The organism is Novosphingobium meiothermophilum (genome assembly GCF_003171715.1).
Lineage (GTDB): Bacteria > Pseudomonadota > Alphaproteobacteria > Sphingomonadales > Sphingomonadaceae > Novosphingobium > Novosphingobium meiothermophilum.
In genome coordinates this window covers 216,188-235,468 of the sequence record NZ_QGHL01000020.1, presented here as the reverse complement: position 1 = coordinate 235,468, position 19,281 = coordinate 216,188, and the positions used below count along the sequence as shown (strand labels likewise).

Genomic DNA, 19,281 nt, shown 5'->3' with positions numbered 1-19,281 from the left:
ATGGCTGACGAAACCAACCTGGAAGGCGTCGCTGCGGTCGAATCGACCGGTGGCGAGCAGCGCGAAGGTCGCGGTCGTGGCCGCGGCCGCGGCGGGAACGATCGTGGCGGTGAGCGCGGCGGTCGTGGTCGTCGCGACGATCGTCGCGGCCGTGGCAACAACGAGGAAGAAGGCGGTGAGGAGCTGATCGAGAAGCTCGTGCACATCAACCGCGTTTCCAAGACCGTAAAGGGCGGCAAGCGCTTCGGCTTTGCGGCTCTGGTCGTAGTCGGTGATGGCAAGGGTCGGGTCGGCTTCGGCAAGGGCAAGGCCCGCGAGGTGCCGGAGGCTATCACCAAGGCGACGGCTTCGGCCAAGCGCGCCATGGTGCGCGTCCCGCTCAAGGAAGGCCGCACGCTCCATCACGACGGCAAGGGCCGTTTCGGTGCGGGCAAGGTGAATGTGCGCTCGGCTCCTGCCGGGACGGGTATCATCGCCGGCGGCCCGATGCGCGCCGTGTTTGAAAGCCTCGGCGTTTCTGACGTGGTGACAAAGTCGGTCGGCACGTCGAACCCCTACAACATGATCCGCGCAACCTTCGATGCGCTGACCGACCAGACTTCGCCGAAGGCGGTCGCTCAGCGTCGTGGAAAGAAGGTTGCCGATCTGCTCGGTCGTGGTGGTGCTTCGCAGGGCGAAGCCGAAGCCGCTGCCGAAGCCATCGCGGAGTAATCGGTCATGGCTACCATCAAGATCAAGCAGATCGGTTCGCCGATCCGCCGCCCGGAAAGCCAGAAGAAGATCCTCATCGGTCTTGGTCTGGGCAAGATGCACCGCGTGGTGGAGGTGCAGGACACCCCCGAAGTGCGTGGCGCGATTGCCAAGCTGCCGCATATGGTTGCCGTGATCGACTGATCGCGGGTTCCACTGTGACCACAAGGGACGCCCCGGCCGCTGTGCCGGGGCTTTCTGCATGAGCGCCGGGGAGCCAAGGGGTGACAAGGCGCGCCCGATAGGCTAGGCGCGCAACCTTCCAAAGCGCGACTCAAAGCGAAAGCGAGTGCAAGACATGAAACTGAACCAGATTTCGGATAACAATGGTGCCCGCAAGGGGCGGATGCGGGTGGGCCGTGGTATCGGGTCCGGCAAGGGCAAGACCGCCGGGCGCGGCCAGAAGGGTGCGAAGGCGCGTTCGGGCGTCAGCATCAACGGGTTCGAAGGCGGTCAGATGCCGCTACACATGCGCCTTCCCAAGCGCGGCTTCAACAATGTCTTTGCCAAGGATTACGCTGAAGTGAACCTCGGCATGGTCCAGAAGGCAATCGATGCTGGCAAGCTGGATATTTCCGGCACCGTCGATCACGCTGCGCTGAAGGCTGCCGGTCTCGCGCGCGGCGGCAAGGATGGCGTGCGTCTGCTTGGCAAGGGTGAACTGACTGCCAAGGTCGTTTTCCTGGTTGCTGGTGCCTCGAAGGGCGCAGTTGCGGCGGTCGAGAAGGCTGGAGGTTCGGTGTCGATTCCCGAAGCCGGGCCGACCGAGGCCGAGAAGAAGGCAGCGCGCGCTGCCGCGAACAAGGCCAAGTAAGGGTCTCTCCTTTCCCCGCCCGTTGATCGGGCGGGGATTTCTGCATTGCAGGGGTTCGACTTTCGCAGCCCCGCACTATATGGGCTAGCTCAAGACGTCCGAAACGGCAGGGCCGGTGGCCCGGTTTCGCAGCAAGGCTTAGAACCCCGAAATGGCATCACGCGCCGACAACATTGCCAGCAATCTCAATCTGGCCAACTTCTCCAAGGCTACCGAGCTCAAGAAGCGTATCTGGTTCACGATTGGTGCGCTGATCGTTTTCCGGTTCCTGAGTTTCGTGCCGCTGCCTGGGGTCAACCCGCTGATCATGGAGACGCTCTACGATCAGACGCGGGGCGGCGTGCTGGATATTTTCAATGCGTTCTCCGGTGGCTCGCTTGAGCGCATGAGCCTGATCGCGCTTGGCGTGATGCCCTACATCACGGCATCCATCGTGGTTCAGCTTGCAGCTTCGCTCCATCCGGCGCTGGCCGCGATGAAGAAGGAGGGCGAAAGCGGGCGCAAGAAGCTCAACCAGTACACCCGCTACGGCGCGGTGTTCCTCACCGCCATTCAGGGGTGGGTTCTGGCTTCCGGCCTTGAGGCGTATGGCGCGTCGAGCGGTCTTCAGGCCGTGGTTAATCCGGGTTATCTCTTCAGGATCGGCGCGGTCATATCGCTCATTGGCGGGACGATGTTCCTGCTGTGGCTGGGCGAACAGATTACGTCGCGCGGCATCGGCAACGGCGTTTCGCTGATCATCATGGCCGGCATCGTCGCGCAGCTTCCGCGGTTTTTCGGCAATCTCTTCGAAGGCGGGCGGACCGGATCGATTTCGCCGTTCCTGATCGTCGGCATCGTCGTAATGCTGGTCGCGCTGGTCATCGGCATCTGCTTTTTCGAACGGGCAACGCGGCGGCTGTTGATCCAGTATCCGAAGCGGGCAACGCAGCGCGGCATGATGCAAGCCGACAGCAGCCATCTTCCGCTCAAGCTGAACACCGCCGGTGTGATCCCGCCGATCTTCGCCAGTTCGCTTCTGCTGCTGCCGCTCACGATCACGCAGTTTGCCGGCAATTCCATTTCGCCCGATACGGCGATGGGACAGGCGATTGTCACGCTCAACCAGTATCTCGGCCATGGCAAGCCGGTCTATATGCTTCTCTATGCACTGGGGATCATATTCTTCGCGTTCTTCTACACTGCGGTGGTCTTCAATCCTGAGGAAACCGCCGAGAACCTTAAGAAGAATGGTGGCTTCATTCCGGGGATCCGTCCTGGCAAGAATACCGCGACCTATCTGGATTATGTGTTGACGCGCATAACCGTTCTTGGTGCGGCCTACATCACCGTGGTCTGCGTTGTGCCTGAGTTCATCATGGCCGAAACCGGGATGGGGACGGTGTTCTTCGGTGGCACCAGCTTGTTGATCGTGGTCAACGTGACGGTTGATACGATAACGCAGATCCAGTCGCACCTGCTGGCTCACCAGTATGGCGACCTTATCAAGAAGGCGAAGTTGAAGGGGCGTCTGCGCTAGTACAGGCGCAGGCTGCGAGAGGGGAGCGAGTTGGTGAACATCATCCTGTTGGGCCCTCCGGGCGCAGGCAAGGGCACCCAGGCACAGCGTCTGGTCGAGCGTCACGGCATGAAACAGCTTTCGACCGGTGACATGCTGCGCGCCGCGGTGAAGGCGCAGACGCCGGTCGGGCTGAAGGCGAAGGCCGTCATGGAGGCGGGGCAGCTTGTTTCGGACGAGATCGTTTCGGCATTGATTGGTGATGAGCTGGATGCAATGCCTGCCACGCAGGGTGCGATCTTTGACGGCTACCCGCGCACCGCGCCGCAGGCGGAATCGCTGGTTGCCATTCTTGAAGGTCGTGGCCGAAAGCTCGATCATGTGATCGAACTTGATGTCGATGAAGATGCTCTGGTTGAACGGATCACCGGCCGTTACACATGCGCGACCTGCGGCAAGGGCTATCACGACAAGTTCGAGAAGCCTGCCGTCGAAGGCACCTGCGACAAGTGCGGTGGCCATGAGTTCAAGCGGCGTCCTGACGATAACGAAGAAACCGTGCGCACCCGAATGGCCGAATATCGCGCAAAGACCGCACCGATCCTGCCTATCTACGAAGCGCAGGGGATCGTATCGCGGGTCGACGGGATGGCTGATATGGATGACGTGACTGCCGCTATCGAGGCGATTATCGCCGCAGACTGATTTGCGGCGCGGTTCGGGATTGCGGTTCGGAAGTGCGAGACAGGAGGCTGTGATGCGTCGGGTGAACATCCTGCTTGCCTCCTTCTTCACTTGCTTCGCTGCACCAGCTTCGGCTGAGGTTACACAGTTCAGCGATGCCGGGTTCATTGTCCGGATCACCAGTGACGTCTCGGTCAGCCCGGCAGAAGCGTGGAAGCTCTTTGCCATGCCTTCGCGGTGGTGGAGCGGGCAGCACACCTTTTCAGGCGAGCAATCTTATGGAGCAAAAAAACCAATCCTCTGGCTCATTCAGCTAAGTCTCGACTTGAGCCTTCCGTCGTAGATACCCGTCTACGCGCAAGATTGTGTCGAACATGAATGCAGTCATGCTGAGCGCATTATAAGCATTCTGGGCGGTGCTATATGTCACATATCCGTGCTGGCTCGCGTGGCGGTTAGGCACGGGATCCGCTTGCAATGCCGCCAGATCTTCAGGAGTCGATTCAACATAGCGGTATAGATGGCTGTCCATCTTCTGCGTGAGAGCGAATCCAAAATCAGCATACACTCCTAGACCGGCGGGTAGATGTTGCATCAAAGACTCGCGGAGGGCTCCAAGGCCTGTGTTGAGGCGTCTCGTCTCTTTTCGTTCGTCAATAGACCAATCCTTGCGGCTGCCACCGTAGACTGTATCGCGCGCGACCCTTTCGATCTCAGGAAATAGAACTCGGACAACCGAACGATAGTGCCCATTCTCGAATGCACTTAGAGCTTCATCGAACGTCACGACCGCTTCTTCGTCAACCTTTGACATTGCGACTGTGTTTGCCAAGCAGTTCCGAACTTCAACCCATCGATCTCCGATGAGCGAATTCATGAATATATCAACCTGATCAGCAGTGGCTTGCTCTGGGAGGTCGTCGATCGGCATCCCTGCATAGGGCACCCACCCAGCATCAAGTATTTTTTGAGCTCGTTCAGTATTTTTGAAGTGCCTCCCAATTTCTTGGAAAATATTAGATGTCCTGCGCTGGAAATCAGCGAGGTCTACAACTTTTAGGCTTTCACTGACGTTTCGCATTGCTTGAGCAATTTGGCCAGTAAGGTCGCCTACTTCGATAAATCGCTTCAATGCAGCTTCAAGATTTGGATTACGGTGAATGAGTTCACCGACCAGTGAGTCAGATCCCGGGGTTGGGCGGTCTGCGTTTGGGTTCTGGCTCTCAATCATATCAGCCCATAATATCGCTCGAAGAACTCAGACAGCTTTTCCATTACCGACCGCTTCCGCGTTGCATGCTCCCCGCCCTTCGCGAATCGCGACACCGGAGGCATTATTTTCGTGATGCCTACGCCCGATGTGGGGATGGCGCCGTCCCTGAAGGCGTTGTCGATGAAGCCGCGGGTCTCATCCCCGTTCAGCCCTTCAGCGGCGATGATGCCCTCGAGCTCACTCTCCTTGCGAGCCGCTAGGAACGATCGCCATTGCGCATCGACCTTGGATTTTGCCGACACAGACGCGACAAACTGCTCGATCAGGTCCTTCTTGTTCCGCAGCGAGGGGCTGGAATTGATCGCCCGGTCGATCGTCGCAAGAATTTCCTTGTCCTCGCCGGATCCCTTGGCAGCGAGGTATCGATCCACCAGCATCAAGATGTAATCGACATTGATCTCAACCTGTTTGACCAGCTCGATTTCGAATACGATGTCGTCGTTGATCGCCTCGCGATCAGCCTCTGAAGCCCTGCGGAACTCGGCGTAGAAGTTCAGGTAGAGGCTGAGGTAATCCTGGAACTCGCGCTGCGACAGGATCTCGTTGCCGGCGAAGTCGTCGAAGGCCGTCAGGATGTTCTTGAGCCTTAAAATAGCCCCAAACAGCTTGATGAAGGCCTTTTGTGCAGCCTCCCCGATGATCGGCTGATCGAGGGAGAAATCTGCCCGCAGCTTCGCGATCAGGCTCTCGTATTCATCATAATACTCGGCATAGGGCTTGAGGAGCACGATCCCCTTGGCGTCCTTGTTGCCGAACAGGGCCAGCGCGTCGTTGGTCTCTTCCTCGAGGTCGCGGAAGGACACGATGTTCCCGTAGGTCTTGACCGAGTTGAGGATCCGGTTGGTGCGCGAATAGGCCTGGATCAGGCCATGCGCCTTCAGGTTCTTGTCCACCCAGAGAGTGTTGAGCGTGGTGGCGTCGAACCCGGTGAGGAACATGTTGACGACGATGACGAGGTCGAGTTCGCGGGCCTTCAGGCGAAGGGACAGGTCCTTGTAGTAGTTCTGGAACTTGTCCGCCGACGTGTCGAAGCTGGTGCTGAACAGGGCGTTGTAGTCCTTGATCGCACCCTCGAGGAAGTCGCGTGAGCTCTGGTCGAGGCCGGTCGTCTCGAACTCCTCCTCGCCCAGCAGGCCGTCTTCATCATCCTCGTTTGCGGCGAAGCTGTAGATCAGTCCCACCTTGAGCTGCTGTGCGGCAGGGAGTGATTGCTGCTGCTTCTTGAACTCGGCGTAGTAGCGCTTGGCAGCATCGATCGAGGCGGTGGCGAAAATCGAGTTGAACCCCGCGAGCCGCTTCCCATCGTGGCGATACGAGGCGGAACGGCGCGTCTTCTGGTCGAAGTGCTCGCGGATGTATTCGACGACGCCAGCGATGCGCTCCGGTGCCAGCAAGGCCCGTTCGGTATCGATGGCCGGGACCTTCTTGTCCTTGATTGTCGATCCCGTCTTGATGGTGTTGATGTAGTCGATGCGGAATGGCAGCACGTTCTTGTCGGCTATGGCATCGACGATCGTGTAGGTATGAAGCCGGTCCCCGAACGCCTGCGCTGTGGTGCGCCGGTTGGGATTGCCAGAGCTGCCCGAGTTCTCGGCGAAGATCGGCGTCCCCGTGAACCCGAATAGGTGGTAGCGCTTGAACGACCGGGTGATCTCGGCGTGCATATCGCCGAACTGGCTCCGGTGGCATTCGTCGAAGATGACGACGACGTGAGCATCGTAGATCGGGTGCTTCTTGTTGGCGGCAACGAAGCGGGACAGCTTCTGGATCGTGGTGATGATGATCCGTGCGTTGGGATCGGACAGCTGCTTCTGGAGGACAGCGGTCGAGGTGTTCGAGTTCGCGGCGCCCTTTTCGAACCGCTCGTATTCCCGCATCGTCTGGTAATCGAGATCCTTGCGGTCAACGACAAACAGCACCTTGTCCACGCCGGCGAAATCGCGGGCGAGCAGCGCGGTCTTGAAGCTGGTGAGCGTCTTGCCGCTGCCTGTCGTGTGCCAGATGTAGCCGCCGGCATTGACGGTGCCCAACTGGTTGTAGTTCGTCGAGGTGCTGATCCGCAGCATGATCTGCTCGGCCGCCACGATCTGGTAGGGCCGCATCACCAGCAGCTTACGGCTGACATCGAACACACAGTATCTGGTCAGGATGTTGAGCAGGGTGTGCTTGGCAAAGAACGTCTTCGTGAACCCGACCAGGTCCGTGATCGGCCGGTTCTTGGCGTCCGCCCACCAGCTGGTGAAGGCGAAGCTGTTGGAGGTGGTCTGCTTCGACCGCTTGCTCCGCTGCTCGGCAAGGTGCCCATCGCGCACGGTGTTGCTGTAATACTTGGTGAGCGTCCCGTTGCTGATGACGAAGAGCTGCACGTATTCGAACAGGCCTGAGCCAGCCCAGAAGCTGTCCCGCTGGTAGCGGTTGATCTGGTTGAAGGCCTCCCGGATGTCGACGCCGCGGCGCTTGAGCTCGATGTGCACCATCGGCAGCCCGTTGACGAGGATCGTCACATCGTAGCGGTTCGCCCGAGTGCCCTGGGTCTCATACTGGTTGATGACCTGCAGGCTGTTGTTGTGGATGTTCGTCTTGTCGATCAGGTAGATGTTCTTGATGCTGCCATCGTCGCGCTTGAGCAGCTGGACGTGGTCCTCCTGGATGCGGGCCGTCTTCTCGATGATGCCGTCATTGGCGCTGGCGATGCAGGTGGAAAAGAAGCGCTGCCACTCGGCATCGGAGAATTGCATCTTGTTCAGGCGCTCGAGCTGGGTGCGCAGGTTGACCACCAGTTCGGCTTCCGTGGTGAAGGTAAGATACTCGTAGGCCTGTCCTTGAAGCTGGGCGATCAGTGCCTTCTCGAGGGCATCCTCCGACTGATATCCGGCATCGCGCACGCTAGGGGGATCGGGCACGAACTCGCTGACGACCGTGCTCTCGCTGGACTGCGCGATGGGATGGTAGCGGAAAGGATGCTGTCCTTCGGTCATGCGGCTTCCTTGAAGGTCAGCAGTTGGTCGCGGTAATGGGCATACTGGCGGCGACGGGCGGCAATCTCGGCAGGCAGGCCGGTCGACAAGCTGCTGGTGAGTTCGTCAAACCGATCAAGGATCGCGACGATGCGTTCCTGCTCTTTCATCGATGGGACCGGGATCTTGATCTTCGCCATGCTGTCACCCGAGATGCGGCGAACCTTGGTGCCGGTCACATGCGGCTTCTTCTGGGCCTGAAAATGCTCTGTCTGGAAGAAATACGAGACATACTTCGGATTCAGGGTGTGCCGGAAAATGTAGGCGTCGGTGCTGACGGCGACAGGCTCGTCACCCAGCCAAGCCACTGCCTTGGCAACGGCGGCGTCGTCTTCGCTGGTCGTGGCGATGACCAGATCCCCTGTCTGCGCTTTACGCAAGCGTGCAGCGAGATCGGGGCGGACGAACGATTTCGTGCTCTTGGCCCACGTGCCGTAGTGCGTGTGGATCTGACCATAATGAATACAACCAGCGCCAGCATCGACGAAATCGGACTTCTGGATGCCTGAGCCCCGAAGAAAATTGCCAACTTCACCCAAGGTCAGTATCCTCGTTGCTTGCTTGCTTGCTTGCTTGCTTGCTTGCTTCGCTACCCGTGTCTTCTGGGAAGCTCAGGAGTGTATCGCGGTAGTGACCATACTGCCGACGCCGCGCCTCCAGCTCCGCCTCCAGCTTGGTGAACCGGTCGAGAATTGCAACAATTTCCTGTTGAATTTCAAGCGGCGGCACTGGGATCTTGTATTCGCGGACCCGACCATCTGGAATTGATGGGTAATTTCCAGGGACTTGCTTTTCTTCAATATACTTTTTGAAGTGCTCGGTTCCAAGAAGATGAGCCAAGAAATTTGTGTGAATGATTTCTTGTTTTGGCCTGATAACGCAATAGCCAGTGCTCGCAATTTGTCCGTCAAACTCAGGAGGAATGATCGCCCAACGCATCTGAGTTGGTCGAGTCGTCGCGAAAATAACATCGCCTGCTTTGACAATCTGCTGTGCGCGGCTAGGCGCATTGCCTGAGTTGATTGTCGCCGTTTCGCCGATACGTCCGGTTAGGCGATCCACGGAAGACAAGTCGATATACTGATATTCGTCATCGCCCGTATTCGCCCATCGGATGTTGGAGCTACGGATCGAAACGTCGCCTATGTGCTGGAACACTACCTTTTTTGCGTCAAGATCACGCAACAATGCTTTGAGCCTGCTCATGCAGCCTCTCCTTCGAGTTCTGCCACGATCGCATCGATCTGGGTCCGCAAGTCTGATTGCCGCGCCACGATGTCAGCGATCTCGGCGTTCAGTGCCGCGATATCGACATTTTCTCGCGCATTTCGCTGCTCCACCCATGACGAGACGGAAATGTTGTAGCCGTTCTCGCCGATAGCATCGTTGTCGACCAGCTTGGCGAAGTGATCGACGTCCTTACGCGCGACATAGGCATCGAGGATCGTGGTGATGTTCCGAGGCAGGAGCTTGTTCTTATTGCCGACCCGCGAGCACTCGGCCGTGGCATCGATGAACAAGGTCGCATTGTCCGTCTTGGACTTCTTCAGCACGATGATGCAGGTGCCGATCGTGGTGCCGAAGAACAGGTCCGGCGGAAGCTGTATCACGGCGTCCACGTAGTTATTGTCGATGAGATACTGCCGGATTTTCTGTTCGGCACCGCCACGATAGAGCACGCCCGGGAACTCGACGATGGCAGCCGTCCCGTTCACCGCCAGCCAGTGCAGGATGTGCAGCGTGAAGGCGAGGTCGGCCTTGCTCTTAGGAGCCAGCACGCCGGCCGGCGCGAACCGCGGATCGTTGATGAGCAGCGGGTTGGCATCCCCCTCCCACTTGATCGAGTAGGGAGGGTTGGACACGATCGCCTCGAAAGGCTCATCGTCCCAGTGCGCCGGATCGATCAGCGTATCCCCCAAGGCGATGTCGAACTTCTCGTAGTTCACATCGTGGAGGAACATGTTGATGCGGCACAGGTTGAAGGTCGTCAGGTTGACCTCCTGCCCGAAGAAGCCTTGCCGCACCTTGTCGTGCCCGAGGACCTTGGCGAAGCTTAGCAGCAGCGAACCCGAACCACAGGCAGGGTCATAGACCTTATTGACCTCGGTCTTGCCGGCGACGGTGATGCGCGCCAGCAGCTCGGATACCTCCTGCGGGGTGTAATACTCACCGCCCGACTTGCCCGCGCTCGAGGCATACATCTGCATGAGGTATTCATAGGCGTCGCCGAACAGGTCGATGTTGCTGTCGTTAAAGTTGTCGCTGGCCAGCGGGAGATCGCCGATGGCCTCGAGGAGCTTGACCAGGTTCTCGTTCCGCTTGGCAACGGTTGCTCCGAGCTTGTTGCTGTTGACATCGAGGTCGTCGAAGAGTCCCTTGATGTCGTTCTCGCTTTCCGTGCCGGTGGCCGAGCCTTCGATCGCGGCGAACACCTTGGCGAGCGTTTCATTAAGGTCGGGATCCTTGCGGGCGGCCTTCCGGACGTTGCCGAACAGCTGTGAGGGCAGGATGTAGAAGCCCTTTTCCCTGACGGTCTCCTCCCGTCCGTATTCAGCGTCCTCATCACTCAGTTCGGAATAGTCAAAATCCGGATTGCCTGCCAAGCGCTCCTGCTCGTTCAGATATCGAACGAGGTTTTCCGAAATGAAGCGGTAGAACAAAGTCCCGAGCACGTAGGATTTGAAATCCCATCCATCGACACTGCCACGAAGCTCATTAGCGATACGCCAGATCGTGCGATGCAGTTCGGCACGGTCGAGTGACCCATTATTACCCATCGTAAATCGGTTCCCTGTTGTTCGGATCTTGTTTTTAGGACAAGCATGCAGATGCCGCCAAACTTCTATTGTGGCGGGCGTTTATTCTTCGCAAGCTTCTGAGCTCCGCCGGGCTGGCCTGCCTCCTCAATTGAGTCCGGCACTTCAATCCAGCTCGCTCCCAGCGCGAACATGCACTGCATGAAGAACACGGCTGTGAAGCGCCCCCGGCCAACCTTGTTTCGAAGGTTGGATTCGGTGTCGGTCACCCCGATCGCTGCGAGCTTCTCGGGGAGCGTGGCGAACGAAACGCCCCGCTTCATCATCTCGGCTCGCAAGAGGTTCTTGGTCAGTTCCTCCCATGCCTTCTCGGACGGGAATTCGGGCTGCTGGGCTGATTCTGTCTCTGTCATGAAGGGGTTATAGATCGACCCACCCCTCTGCGCAAAGGTCCAGTTCTCCACAGGAGGAGTGCGGCACCTCAAAAATAAGGTGTGACACCTTAAACACCCTAGACCTTAGGTGCTATACCTCATATATGAGGTGCAGGACATCATTGCGTGGCTCAGCACTTTCTCCTCTCCCCTCCGGCGATCAGCCTAACGATGGGAGAAGTGTGGACGCTGACCGAGGATGAGGCACACGAGAAGCTAAAGGCTATCCGGTGGCCGGACGGCATTCCGACTTGTCCGGTCTGTGGTTCCAAGCAGTCGTGGAAGGTTGGTAAGCGCAAGTGGAAGTGCCGGGGTAAGCGGATCGATCCCAAGACCGGCAACGAGCGCTGGTGCTACTACCAATACACCATCACCACCCAGACCCACCTTCATAGCCGGAAGCGTTCGCTCAAGCACATCCTCGCCGCATGCCTTAGCTTTGTGAACGGCGTCCTTGGCGCTGCTGCCCTACGTCAGCGCCGGGAGATCAAGAACTCCTACAAGACCCCCTTCGTGTTCCAGCACCGTATCCGGGCGGCGATCGACACGGCGAACCAAACAGAGATGGCGGCAGGCCCCTTCATGGAAGGTGAAGTCGAAGTCGATGGTATGTTCGTGACCGGACGTAAAGTAAAACAAAATAATCCAATCATGGATGACAAAGAACTGGAAAAGTTCTTTGAGGATTACCGCAAGACGCACACTGCATTAGTTGTGGTTCGCGAAAGAATGGCTGCTGGCTGCGACAAGCCGGGGAAGGTTCGAACGATCCATGTGGACAGGGAGGGCGACGCGATCCCGTTCATCCGGCGCGTGGTCAAGCCTGGGTCCACTGTCCATACTGACTACAGCACGCAGTATCTGCCCATGCGGATGTTCTTCAAGCATCAGCGTGTGAACCACAGCAAAACCTATAAGGATGGTGACGCTTGCACCAACCAAGCCGAAAGCTTCTTCGCGCGGGTCCATGCGGCAAAGGAAGGCGTCTACCGCTCTTGGCGGAAGCGATACGTCAGCTGGTATGGGGCTGAACTAGCATGGCGGGAGGAAAATGCCCGGACCGCCAACGGGGAGCAGGTAGACCTCATCCTGAAAGCGCTGCTACAGATCGGACGCTCGCCCATTGCGGGCTACTGGCAGCAGCACAAGGACAGGGTCCCCTTCTGATCGTTAAACCGGAGGCTTGGGCATCTCCGTCTCGTCGATCGATTTGACCTTCCATCGCGAAGGCCGACCTCCCACGTTCTCGATGTGATCCTTTGCCTTGCGGAGGCTTTGATCCAAATTGTTTCGAACGCGATCAAGCAGGTCTCCGTCCGTCGGATCACCTCCAAGCCGAGCAATCGTCAACTTCGACAATTCCAGTGTCGAAATCGGTTCCTCTAGATCGCGGATAACGTCGAAAGCCGTAGCTGTCAGCAACCCGTGCTCATACGGGAGAACCTGCTTGTTTGTCATCTGAGGGTCGACAGTGTTTGGATCCCATCCGGAAACAAGCTCGATCATTATCGTTTCGGTCGCCTGGGTCAGTTCATCCAGCTTCGCCAGCCGCTGCTTCTTTTCTTCGAGGCATTCTATCGCCTCTTCAATCTTCTTGATTTGTTTTTTGAGCTGGATCCGCTCGCCAAGCCACCGGGCGTATTGCCGCTGCAAGCCGATTTGGTAGTTCGAGATTGCCATCCTACAATTCGGATAGCTGCCCAATTCCGATTCGCAAACAACCAACTACTTGGTTTTTTTGCTCCATAAGATTGCAGGCGAGGCAGCCAACCTGACACTCGAACCGGTCGCTGGTGGCTGTCTGTGCGAGACTCTCCCTCCCCCGAAAGATGCCCCGGCAACGCAGAAGGCCGGTTCGGTCCTGCACATGCGGGTTATCTATGCAGAGCCTTATCGCGCATTGCGCCTCACGGGGGGACTTGGGCCGTTGCAGTCCGAGGCCGTGAACGGCACGATGACAGTTACTTTCAAGGTAATTGATGTCAGTAATGGCAAAGCTACGCGTATTCTGTGGGAATATGTTGTGGGCGGCTACATGCGCTACAAGAGCGAGACCATCTCCGGAGCGGTTGACCGGATGTTGTCCGCGCAGCTGGCCAGTCTGACCAAGCTTGCTGGCCCGTTTTCAGCCAATCCGGTTTCATCGGGGCAGGTTCTGGCTGCTGAACCGGTATCTGACACGGCAGAGCAGGAAGAGAGGTTCGTGCCTGACCCGGCGCGTGATGATGCAGCAGCTGCCGAGTCGGTGAAGTCGGCGCTCGATCGAATCTTTCCAAAGAAGGGCGAACGCGCGAGAGACGGACGCTGACGGCTTCCATCTGGCGATTGGGGGTAGCCTGCCAAGTGCCGTGATGCGAGCTGCAATTGGGGCGTTGGATATAGGGCTGGCTTGTCAGCCGCTTGCGATCTCTCAGGCGAATCGCGGAGCGGGCTTAGTTCCATTCATTTTCGCAGCAGTTTCGGTGCAGGCGGAATTGCCTTGGATGAGCCATTTTCCACTATGGCGATGTGTCTGCACGTGACGCGATTTGCTTTCCTCGATAAGCATTTGAGCCTCTTCGCCTCCATTGCGGAGAAAAATCTCCGTTCCCTCCTTGTTCTTGCGGAACATAACAGATACAACGCTCTTGTTGACGGTTCGTGCAAGCCAACTCTAGCAAGGGAACAAAGCCATGGCGGCGCAGCTCAAGCTCATTGAGGAAGGTAAGATCAAGGACATGGATCGTCAGAAGGCGCTTGAAGCGGCCCTTGCGCAGATCGACCGCGCATTTGGCAAAGGCTCGGCCATGCGGCTTGGCTCGAAGGAAGCCATGCAGGTTGAAGCAATTTCCACCGGCTCGCTGGGTCTCGATATCGCACTTGGCATTGGCGGCCTTCCGCGCGGGCGCATCATCGAGATCTATGGTCCGGAAAGTTCGGGCAAGACCACGCTGGCGCTGCATGTCATAGCCGAAGCGCAGAAGAATGGCGGAACTGCCGCATTCGTCGATGCAGAGCACGCGCTTGACCCCGTCTATGCAAAGAAGCTCGGTGTCGATATCGATAATCTGATCGTTTCCCAGCCCGATACCGGGGAGCAGGCGCTCGAAATCACCGATACGCTGGTGCGTTCAAACGCGATCGATGTGCTGGTGGTGGATTCGGTTGCCGCACTGGTGCCGCGCGCGGAAATCGAAGGCGAGATGGGCGACAGCCATGTCGGGTTGCAGGCTCGTCTGATGAGCCAGGCCCTGCGTAAGCTGACCGGCTCAATCAGCCGTTCGCGCTGCATGGTCATCTTCATCAACCAGGTCCGCATGAAGATCGGTGTGATGTATGGCAACCCAGAGACAACGACTGGCGGCAATGCGCTCAAGTTCTATGCTTCGGTCCGCTTGGACATCCGCCGCACGGGCCAGATCAAGGATCGTGACGAAATCGTTGGTAATGCCACGCGTGTGAAGGTGGTGAAGAACAAGGTCGCACCGCCATTCAAGCAGGTCGAGTTCGACATCATGTATGGTGAAGGCATCTCGAAAATTGGCGAAATCCTCGATCTGGGGGTGAAGGCGGGGCTGGTCGAGAAGTCGGGTGCGTGGTTCAGCTACGATTCGATCCGCATCGGGCAGGGCCGCGAGAACGCCAAAAACTTCCTGCGCGAGAACCCAGAGGTCTGCGACCGTCTGGAAGCGGCCATCCGCGGGCGCACAGAGCAGGTTGCCGAAGGCTTGATGGCGGGGCCTGACGCCGACGACGACATCTGAACCGGAAGGAGCCGGTTGCCTGCTAGGCAAGAGGTTCTTCCGACGAGATGCGGCCCGCCTGTTTCGTGACCGGAGCAGGCGGGCCGTGCTTTAACAGCTTGCATCGGGCTGCAAGACGGTCAAGCATTCGGCCTACCCGCAAGGAGGGCAACAGTGGCCATCGTCGTTCATCATCTCAACAACAGCCGGTCCCAGCGCATTCTCTGGCTGCTGGAGGAACTCGGCGTCGATTACGGGATCCGCCGCTATGTGCGCGATGCGGTGACGAACCTTGCGCCCGATGCACTCAAGGCCGTTCATCCGCTTGGCAAATCCCCCCTGGTGGAGATTGACGGTCGCGTAATCGAGGAGTCCGGGGCCATCGTCCAGACCTTGTGCGAAAGGTTTGGAGGCGGCAAGTGGTTGCCAATCCCCGGCACCGATGAGGCGCTGCGTCATCTGGAACTGATGCATTTTGCGGAAGGGTCAGCAATGACACCGATTCTGCTTCAGCTCTACACCTCGCGTCTTGGCGAGGCGGCAGCGCCTCTCACGCCGCGAATCGACGAGCAACTCGCCGCTCATTTCGGTTACATGGAGCAGATCCTGCGGCCGTCTGGCCATTTTATTGGTGATGACTGGACAGGGGCCGATGTCATGCTGAGCTTTCCGGCCGAGATTGCGCTGATGCAGGGACGGGGTGCGCAATATCCACGGCTAAGCGCGTTTGTTGCCAGTATCCATGCCCGTCCGGCTTGGCAGGCTGCGCGTGCGAAGGGCGGCGACTATTTCGGGATGTAGCAGATGACTGGTGCAAGTGAATGGCAAGGCACCGTAGGGCGCAACTGGGCGGCTGAATGGCGCCGGACCGATACGAGCTTTTCCGAACTGACTCCGCACTTGCTCGACGCCATTGCGAAGGAGCCGGGCGAAGTCATAGCTGACATCGGATGCGGCGCGGGGCAGATCGCGCTTTCCTTGGCTTCTGCGCGCCCAAGCGCGCGGATTTGGGGTGTCGATATTTCGTCCGACCTAGTCCAGACCGCAGCCCGTCGTGCAAGCCAGGCGGACATCAAGGGCGCCAATGTTTCATTTCACTGTGTTGATGCCGCGCTCTGGCTGCCGCCAGCGCCACCGGACCTCCTCGTTTCCCGGCATGGTGTGATGTTCTTTCCTGATCCACCCATGGCCTTTGCCCATCTGGCGGCAATTTCGAAGCCTGGTGCACGGATGGTATTCACCTGCTTTCGCAAGCCTCATGAGAATGACTGGGCAACGCAGATCGCTGGATTGCTGCCAGCACCGCAACAGACCGCACCTTCGGCTTTTCCGCCCGGCCCCTTTGCCTTCGCGCTTCCCGACCATGTGCGGCGCTGTATGGCTGGTTGGCGCGATCACAGCTTTACCCCGATCGATTTCGACTACATTGCCGGAACGGGAGAGAATGCCGTGGCCGAAGCACTTGCGCTGTTTCAGAGGATCGGACCGGCCGCTTCCGCCTTGCGCGACTTGCCCGAACCGGAACGCGCAGAGGTGCAAGCGAGGCTGCGTGAACTTGTTGAAGCGCATCATCGCGACGGGCGAGTGGCTTTCCGTGCGGCTGCGTGGCTGGTCAGCGCCACATCCGATAACACTGATGGATGAAACGTGCTTGTAGCGCGCCAAACGCTGGCCTAATCGGCAGGGCATGACACCGACCAACGAGATCCGCCGCTCTTTTCTGGAATACTTCGGCTCGCAGGGGCATGAGGTGGTGCAGTCCGCGCCGCTGGTCCCGTATAATGATCCGACGCTGATGTTCACGAATGCGGGGATGGTACCGTTCAAGAACGTGTTCACCGGCCTTGAGACTCGTGCCATCCCGCGTGCGACATCCTCGCAGAAGTGCGTGCGTGCAGGCGGCAAGCACAACGATCTCGATAATGTGGGCTACACGGCAAGGCACCACACCTTCTTCGAGATGCTCGGCAATTTCTCGTTCGGCGACTATTTCAAGGAACAGGCGATCACTCATGCGTGGACGCTGCTGACCCGCGAATGGGGCCTGCCCAAGGAAAAGCTCCTCGCCACCGTCTATCACACCGATGATGAGGCATTCGATCTCTGGAAGAAGATTGCCGGGCTTCCGGACGAGCGCATCATTCGCATCGCCACGAAGGACAATTTCTGGGCTATGGGTGATGATGGCCCCTGCGGGCCTTGTTCGGAAATCTTCTATGATCACGGCGAGCACATTCCCGGCGGACCGCCGGGATCGCCAGAGGAGGACGGAGATCGCTTCATCGAGATCTGGAACCTCGTGTTCATGCAGTTCGAGCAGACCGCAGGGGAGATAACCGGAAGCCTGCCGAAGCCCAGCATCGACACCGGGATGGGGCTGGAACGCATTGCGGCCGTGCTGCAAGGCGAGCATGACAACTACGACACGGATACTTTCAAGGCGCTCATCGCTGCATCTGAAAGCCTGACGGCGGTGAAGGCGCAAGGCGAGCATCGTGCCAGCCACCGTGTCATTGCCGATCATCTTCGGTCGACCAGCTTTCTGCTGGCCGATGGCGTTCTGCCCTCGAACGAAGGACGTGGCTATGTTTTGCGGCGGATCATGCGCCGCGCCATGCGCCATGCCCATCTGCTGGGGGCCAAGGATCCCCTGATGCACCGGCTCGTGCCGGCGCTGGTGGCCGAAATGGGCGCTGCCTATCCCGAACTTGGCCGGGCGCAGCCGCTGATCGAGGAAACGCTTCTGCGCGAGGAAGTGCAGTTCAGGCGCACCCTCTCGAACGGCATCAAGCTCCTTGACGAAGCGACCGCTGCTCTGGGTGAGGGCGACAAACTGCCGGGTGAGACGGCATTCAAGCTCTACGACACTTACGGGTTCCCTTATGACCTGACCGAAGACGCCCTGCGCGCGCGCGGCATCACCGTGGACCGCGATGGTTTCGATGCCGCCATGGCGCAGCAGAAAGCTGCGGCGCGTGCGGCATGGAAGGGCTCCGGTCAGGCGGCTGACGGCGAGGTCTGGTTCGACATTGCCGAGCGCGTGGGCGCGACCGAGTTTACCGGCTACACTGCCACGACCGGTGAGGCGCAGGTGGTTGCGCTTGTCCGGGATGGTGCGGAAGTGGACAGCGCCGTGGCAGGCGATGCGGTGACAGTCATCGTAAACCAGACTCCCTTCTATGGCGAGAGTGGTGGCCAGACCGGCGATGCCGGCACCATTACCGGGACGGACGGGCTGGTCTTGGCAGTGAGCGATACGGCAAAGCCCCTGGGGCGCCTGCACGCTCATATCGCCACGGTCAGGTCCGGCGCGGTCAAGGTGGGTGATGTTGTGAAGCTTGCCATCGATGTTGCCCGGCGCGATGCCATCCGTGCGAACCATTCGGCCACCCATCTTTTGCACGCGGCGCTGCGCAACCGTTTGGGAGCACACGTCACGCAGAAAGGATCACTGGTTGCGGCTGATCGTCTGCGCTTCGACTTCTCGCAACCCACGGCCCTTACGGCTGACGACATTGCGGCGATCGAGGCGGAGGTGAATGCCGAAATCCGCGCGAACGAGCCCGTGACAACACGGTTGATGAGCCCGGAGGACGCTATCGAGGCGGGCGCGATGGCCCTTTTCGGCGAGAAATACGGTGAGGAAGTGCGTGTCCTCAGCATGGGGCGCGTGGCAGACAGGCATTATTCGGTGGAGCTTTGCGGCGGCACCCATGTGCGCGCCCTCGGCGATATCGGGCTCTTCCGGATTGTCAGCGAAAGCGCGGTCTCATCCGGTGTTCGCCGCATCGAAGCGCTCACGGGCGAGGGGGCGCGGCAATGGCTGGTGGCGCGTGAAGAGGCACTGAAACACACCGCATCGCTGCTGCGCACCACGCCTGATGATGTCGAGGCGCGCGTTTCCGCGCTGATCGAGGAGCGCAAGAAGCTGGAGCGCGAGCTGGCCGAGGCAAAGAAGGCGCTGGCACTTGGTGGTGGTTCCTCCAGAGCCGAGCATGCGGACGAAGACGTTGGCGGGATCAGGTTTTCCGGTCAGGTTCTGGACGGGCTTGATCCCAAGGAACTGCGCGGACTGCTGGATCAGGCCAAGCAGCGGCTGGGTTCGGGCGTGGCGGTGATCGTGGCGGTGAACGAGGGCAAGGCCAGCATCGCCGCCGCCGTGACCGAGGATCTTGTTGGCAGAATCAGCGCAGTCGATCTGGTCCGTGCCGGGGTAGAGGCACTGGGTGGCAAGGGGGGCGGTGGCCGTCCCGACATGGCGCAGGGCGGCGGACCTGACGGTGCGAAGGCGGCTGAAGCCATCGCGGCGGCAAAGGCTGTTGTCGCAGCCTGA

20 protein-coding genes are annotated in these 19,281 nt (G+C 59.1%); 12 read left to right on the top strand and 8 right to left on the bottom strand.

Annotation, left to right across the window (positions count from 1 at the left end):
• The 6 genes from rpsE (at nucleotide 1) to DKM43_RS16405 (ending at nucleotide 4,089) form a co-directional block, all read left to right on the top strand.
• A complete protein-coding gene (rpsE, locus tag DKM43_RS15900) occupies nucleotides 1-711 on the top strand; it encodes a 30S ribosomal protein S5 (RefSeq protein ID WP_109799469.1) in 711 nt (236 codons plus the stop codon).
• Between the two features lie 6 nt (nucleotides 712-717).
• The gene (rpmD, locus tag DKM43_RS15895) at nucleotides 718-894 is read left to right on the top strand and encodes a 50S ribosomal protein L30 (RefSeq protein ID WP_109799468.1); all 177 of its coding nucleotides are present in this window, start codon (nucleotides 718-720) and stop codon (nucleotides 892-894) included.
• Nucleotides 895-1,048: 154 nt separating this feature from the next.
• Nucleotides 1,049-1,564 (top strand): 50S ribosomal protein L15, encoded by a 516-nt coding sequence (rplO, locus tag DKM43_RS15890; protein WP_109799467.1) that lies wholly within the window; start codon nucleotides 1,049-1,051, stop codon nucleotides 1,562-1,564.
• A gap of 151 nt (nucleotides 1,565-1,715) precedes the next feature.
• Nucleotides 1,716-3,083, top strand: coding sequence for a preprotein translocase subunit SecY (secY, locus tag DKM43_RS15885; RefSeq protein ID WP_109799466.1), 1,368 nt, complete (start codon nucleotides 1,716-1,718; stop codon nucleotides 3,081-3,083).
• Between the two features lie 33 nt (nucleotides 3,084-3,116).
• Nucleotides 3,117-3,767, top strand: a complete 651-nt coding sequence (locus DKM43_RS15880) for an adenylate kinase (RefSeq protein WP_109799561.1) — start codon at nucleotides 3,117-3,119, stop codon at nucleotides 3,765-3,767.
• Between the two features lie 52 nt (nucleotides 3,768-3,819).
• Complete coding sequence (locus DKM43_RS16405; protein WP_145960541.1) at nucleotides 3,820-4,089, top strand: hypothetical protein; 270 nt, start codon at nucleotides 3,820-3,822, stop codon at nucleotides 4,087-4,089.
• Here DKM43_RS16405 and DKM43_RS15875 read toward each other — a convergent pair.
• The 6 genes from DKM43_RS15875 to DKM43_RS15850 all read right to left on the bottom strand — a co-directional run bounded on the left by DKM43_RS15875 (nucleotide 4,060) and on the right by DKM43_RS15850 (nucleotide 11,205).
• The gene (locus DKM43_RS15875) at nucleotides 4,060-4,977 is read right to left on the bottom strand and encodes a hypothetical protein (RefSeq protein ID WP_145960540.1); all 918 of its coding nucleotides are present in this window, start codon (nucleotides 4,975-4,977) and stop codon (nucleotides 4,060-4,062) included. The genes DKM43_RS16405 and DKM43_RS15875 overlap by 30 nt on opposite strands.
• Entirely contained in the window at nucleotides 4,974-7,997 is a 3,024-nt protein-coding gene (locus DKM43_RS15870) for a type I restriction endonuclease subunit R (RefSeq protein ID WP_109799464.1), read from the bottom strand. Before DKM43_RS15870 ends, DKM43_RS15875 begins: the two co-directional genes overlap by 4 nt.
• On the bottom strand, nucleotides 7,994-8,575 hold the full coding sequence (locus DKM43_RS15865) for a restriction endonuclease subunit S (RefSeq protein ID WP_201739894.1): 582 nt from the start codon (nucleotides 8,573-8,575) through the stop codon (nucleotides 7,994-7,996). The genes DKM43_RS15870 and DKM43_RS15865 overlap by 4 nt, the downstream gene beginning before the upstream one ends.
• Nucleotides 8,568-9,242: a restriction endonuclease subunit S gene (locus DKM43_RS15860; RefSeq protein ID WP_109799462.1), complete on the bottom strand. Its 675-nt coding sequence runs from the start codon at nucleotides 9,240-9,242 to the stop codon at nucleotides 8,568-8,570. The genes DKM43_RS15865 and DKM43_RS15860 overlap by 8 nt, the downstream gene beginning before the upstream one ends.
• Entirely contained in the window at nucleotides 9,239-10,813 is a 1,575-nt protein-coding gene (locus DKM43_RS15855) for a type I restriction-modification system subunit M (RefSeq protein WP_109799461.1), read from the bottom strand. The genes DKM43_RS15860 and DKM43_RS15855 overlap by 4 nt, the downstream gene beginning before the upstream one ends.
• Before the next feature lie 65 nt (nucleotides 10,814-10,878).
• Nucleotides 10,879-11,205, bottom strand: a complete 327-nt coding sequence (locus tag DKM43_RS15850; protein WP_145960539.1) for a DUF6471 domain-containing protein — start codon at nucleotides 11,203-11,205, stop codon at nucleotides 10,879-10,881.
• 147 nt (nucleotides 11,206-11,352) lie between these two features.
• Between DKM43_RS15850 and DKM43_RS15845 the strand changes: the two genes are divergently transcribed.
• Nucleotides 11,353-12,393 carry an IS1595 family transposase gene (locus tag DKM43_RS15845; RefSeq protein WP_145960538.1) on the top strand — a complete coding sequence of 347 codons (1,041 nt, stop codon included), beginning with the start codon at nucleotides 11,353-11,355 and terminating at the stop codon, nucleotides 12,391-12,393.
• A gap of 3 nt (nucleotides 12,394-12,396) precedes the next feature.
• On the opposite strand, the gene DKM43_RS15840 is transcribed toward DKM43_RS15845, so the two are convergent.
• Nucleotides 12,397-12,906, bottom strand: a complete 510-nt coding sequence (locus tag DKM43_RS15840) for a hypothetical protein (protein WP_109799458.1) — start codon at nucleotides 12,904-12,906, stop codon at nucleotides 12,397-12,399.
• Between the two features lie 49 nt (nucleotides 12,907-12,955).
• Between DKM43_RS15840 and DKM43_RS15835 the strand changes: the two genes are divergently transcribed.
• A complete protein-coding gene (locus DKM43_RS15835; RefSeq protein ID WP_109799457.1) occupies nucleotides 12,956-13,534 on the top strand; it encodes a hypothetical protein in 579 nt (192 codons plus the stop codon).
• A 102-nt stretch (nucleotides 13,535-13,636) separates the two neighbouring features.
• Here DKM43_RS15835 and DKM43_RS16400 read toward each other — a convergent pair whose 3' ends face one another.
• The gene (locus DKM43_RS16400) at nucleotides 13,637-13,837 is read right to left on the bottom strand and encodes a hypothetical protein (RefSeq protein ID WP_145960537.1); all 201 of its coding nucleotides are present in this window, start codon (nucleotides 13,835-13,837) and stop codon (nucleotides 13,637-13,639) included.
• A gap of 61 nt (nucleotides 13,838-13,898) precedes the next feature.
• Here DKM43_RS16400 and recA point away from each other — a divergent pair, with 61 nt between their 5' ends.
• From recA to alaS, 4 genes are all read left to right on the top strand, one after another.
• Nucleotides 13,899-14,969, top strand: a complete 1,071-nt coding sequence (gene recA, locus DKM43_RS15830) for a recombinase RecA (protein WP_109799456.1) — start codon at nucleotides 13,899-13,901, stop codon at nucleotides 14,967-14,969.
• A gap of 153 nt (nucleotides 14,970-15,122) precedes the next feature.
• Nucleotides 15,123-15,749 carry a glutathione S-transferase family protein gene (locus tag DKM43_RS15825; protein ID WP_109799455.1) on the top strand — a complete coding sequence of 209 codons (627 nt, stop codon included), beginning with the start codon at nucleotides 15,123-15,125 and terminating at the stop codon, nucleotides 15,747-15,749.
• 3 nt (nucleotides 15,750-15,752) lie between these two features.
• A complete protein-coding gene (locus DKM43_RS15820; RefSeq protein ID WP_109799454.1) occupies nucleotides 15,753-16,592 on the top strand; it encodes a class I SAM-dependent methyltransferase in 840 nt (279 codons plus the stop codon).
• A gap of 43 nt (nucleotides 16,593-16,635) precedes the next feature.
• Nucleotides 16,636-19,281: an alanine--tRNA ligase gene (gene alaS, locus DKM43_RS15815; protein ID WP_109799453.1), complete on the top strand. Its 2,646-nt coding sequence runs from the start codon at nucleotides 16,636-16,638 to the stop codon at nucleotides 19,279-19,281.

What these genes read in the sequence shown, in the direction of transcription:
- rpsE (WP_109799469.1), top strand. Translation starts at nt 1, where the DNA reads ATGGCTGACGAAACCAACCTGGAAGGCGTCGCTGCGGTCGAATCGACC.
- rpmD (WP_109799468.1), top strand. Translation starts at nt 718, where the DNA reads ATGGCTACCATCAAGATCAAGCAGATCGGTTCGCCGATCCGCCGCCCG.
- rplO (WP_109799467.1), top strand. Translation starts at nt 1,049, where the DNA reads ATGAAACTGAACCAGATTTCGGATAACAATGGTGCCCGCAAGGGGCGG.
- secY (WP_109799466.1), top strand. Translation starts at nt 1,716, where the DNA reads ATGGCATCACGCGCCGACAACATTGCCAGCAATCTCAATCTGGCCAAC.
- DKM43_RS16405 (WP_145960541.1), top strand. Translation starts at nt 3,820, where the DNA reads ATGCGTCGGGTGAACATCCTGCTTGCCTCCTTCTTCACTTGCTTCGCT.
- DKM43_RS15875 (WP_145960540.1), bottom strand. Translation starts at nt 4,977, where the DNA reads ATGATTGAGAGCCAGAACCCAAACGCAGACCGCCCAACCCCGGGATCT.
- DKM43_RS15870 (WP_109799464.1), bottom strand. Translation starts at nt 7,997, where the DNA reads ATGACCGAAGGACAGCATCCTTTCCGCTACCATCCCATCGCGCAGTCC.
- DKM43_RS15860 (WP_109799462.1), bottom strand. Translation starts at nt 9,242, where the DNA reads ATGAGCAGGCTCAAAGCATTGTTGCGTGATCTTGACGCAAAAAAGGTA.
- DKM43_RS15855 (WP_109799461.1), bottom strand. Translation starts at nt 10,813, where the DNA reads ATGGGTAATAATGGGTCACTCGACCGTGCCGAACTGCATCGCACGATC.
- DKM43_RS15850 (WP_145960539.1), bottom strand. Translation starts at nt 11,205, where the DNA reads ATGACAGAGACAGAATCAGCCCAGCAGCCCGAATTCCCGTCCGAGAAG.
- DKM43_RS15840 (WP_109799458.1), bottom strand. Translation starts at nt 12,906, where the DNA reads ATGGCAATCTCGAACTACCAAATCGGCTTGCAGCGGCAATACGCCCGG.
- DKM43_RS16400 (WP_145960537.1), bottom strand. Translation starts at nt 13,837, where the DNA reads ATGTTCCGCAAGAACAAGGAGGGAACGGAGATTTTTCTCCGCAATGGA.
- recA (WP_109799456.1), top strand. Translation starts at nt 13,899, where the DNA reads ATGGCGGCGCAGCTCAAGCTCATTGAGGAAGGTAAGATCAAGGACATG.
- DKM43_RS15820 (WP_109799454.1), top strand. Translation starts at nt 15,753, where the DNA reads ATGACTGGTGCAAGTGAATGGCAAGGCACCGTAGGGCGCAACTGGGCG.
- alaS (WP_109799453.1), top strand. Translation starts at nt 16,636, where the DNA reads ATGACACCGACCAACGAGATCCGCCGCTCTTTTCTGGAATACTTCGGC.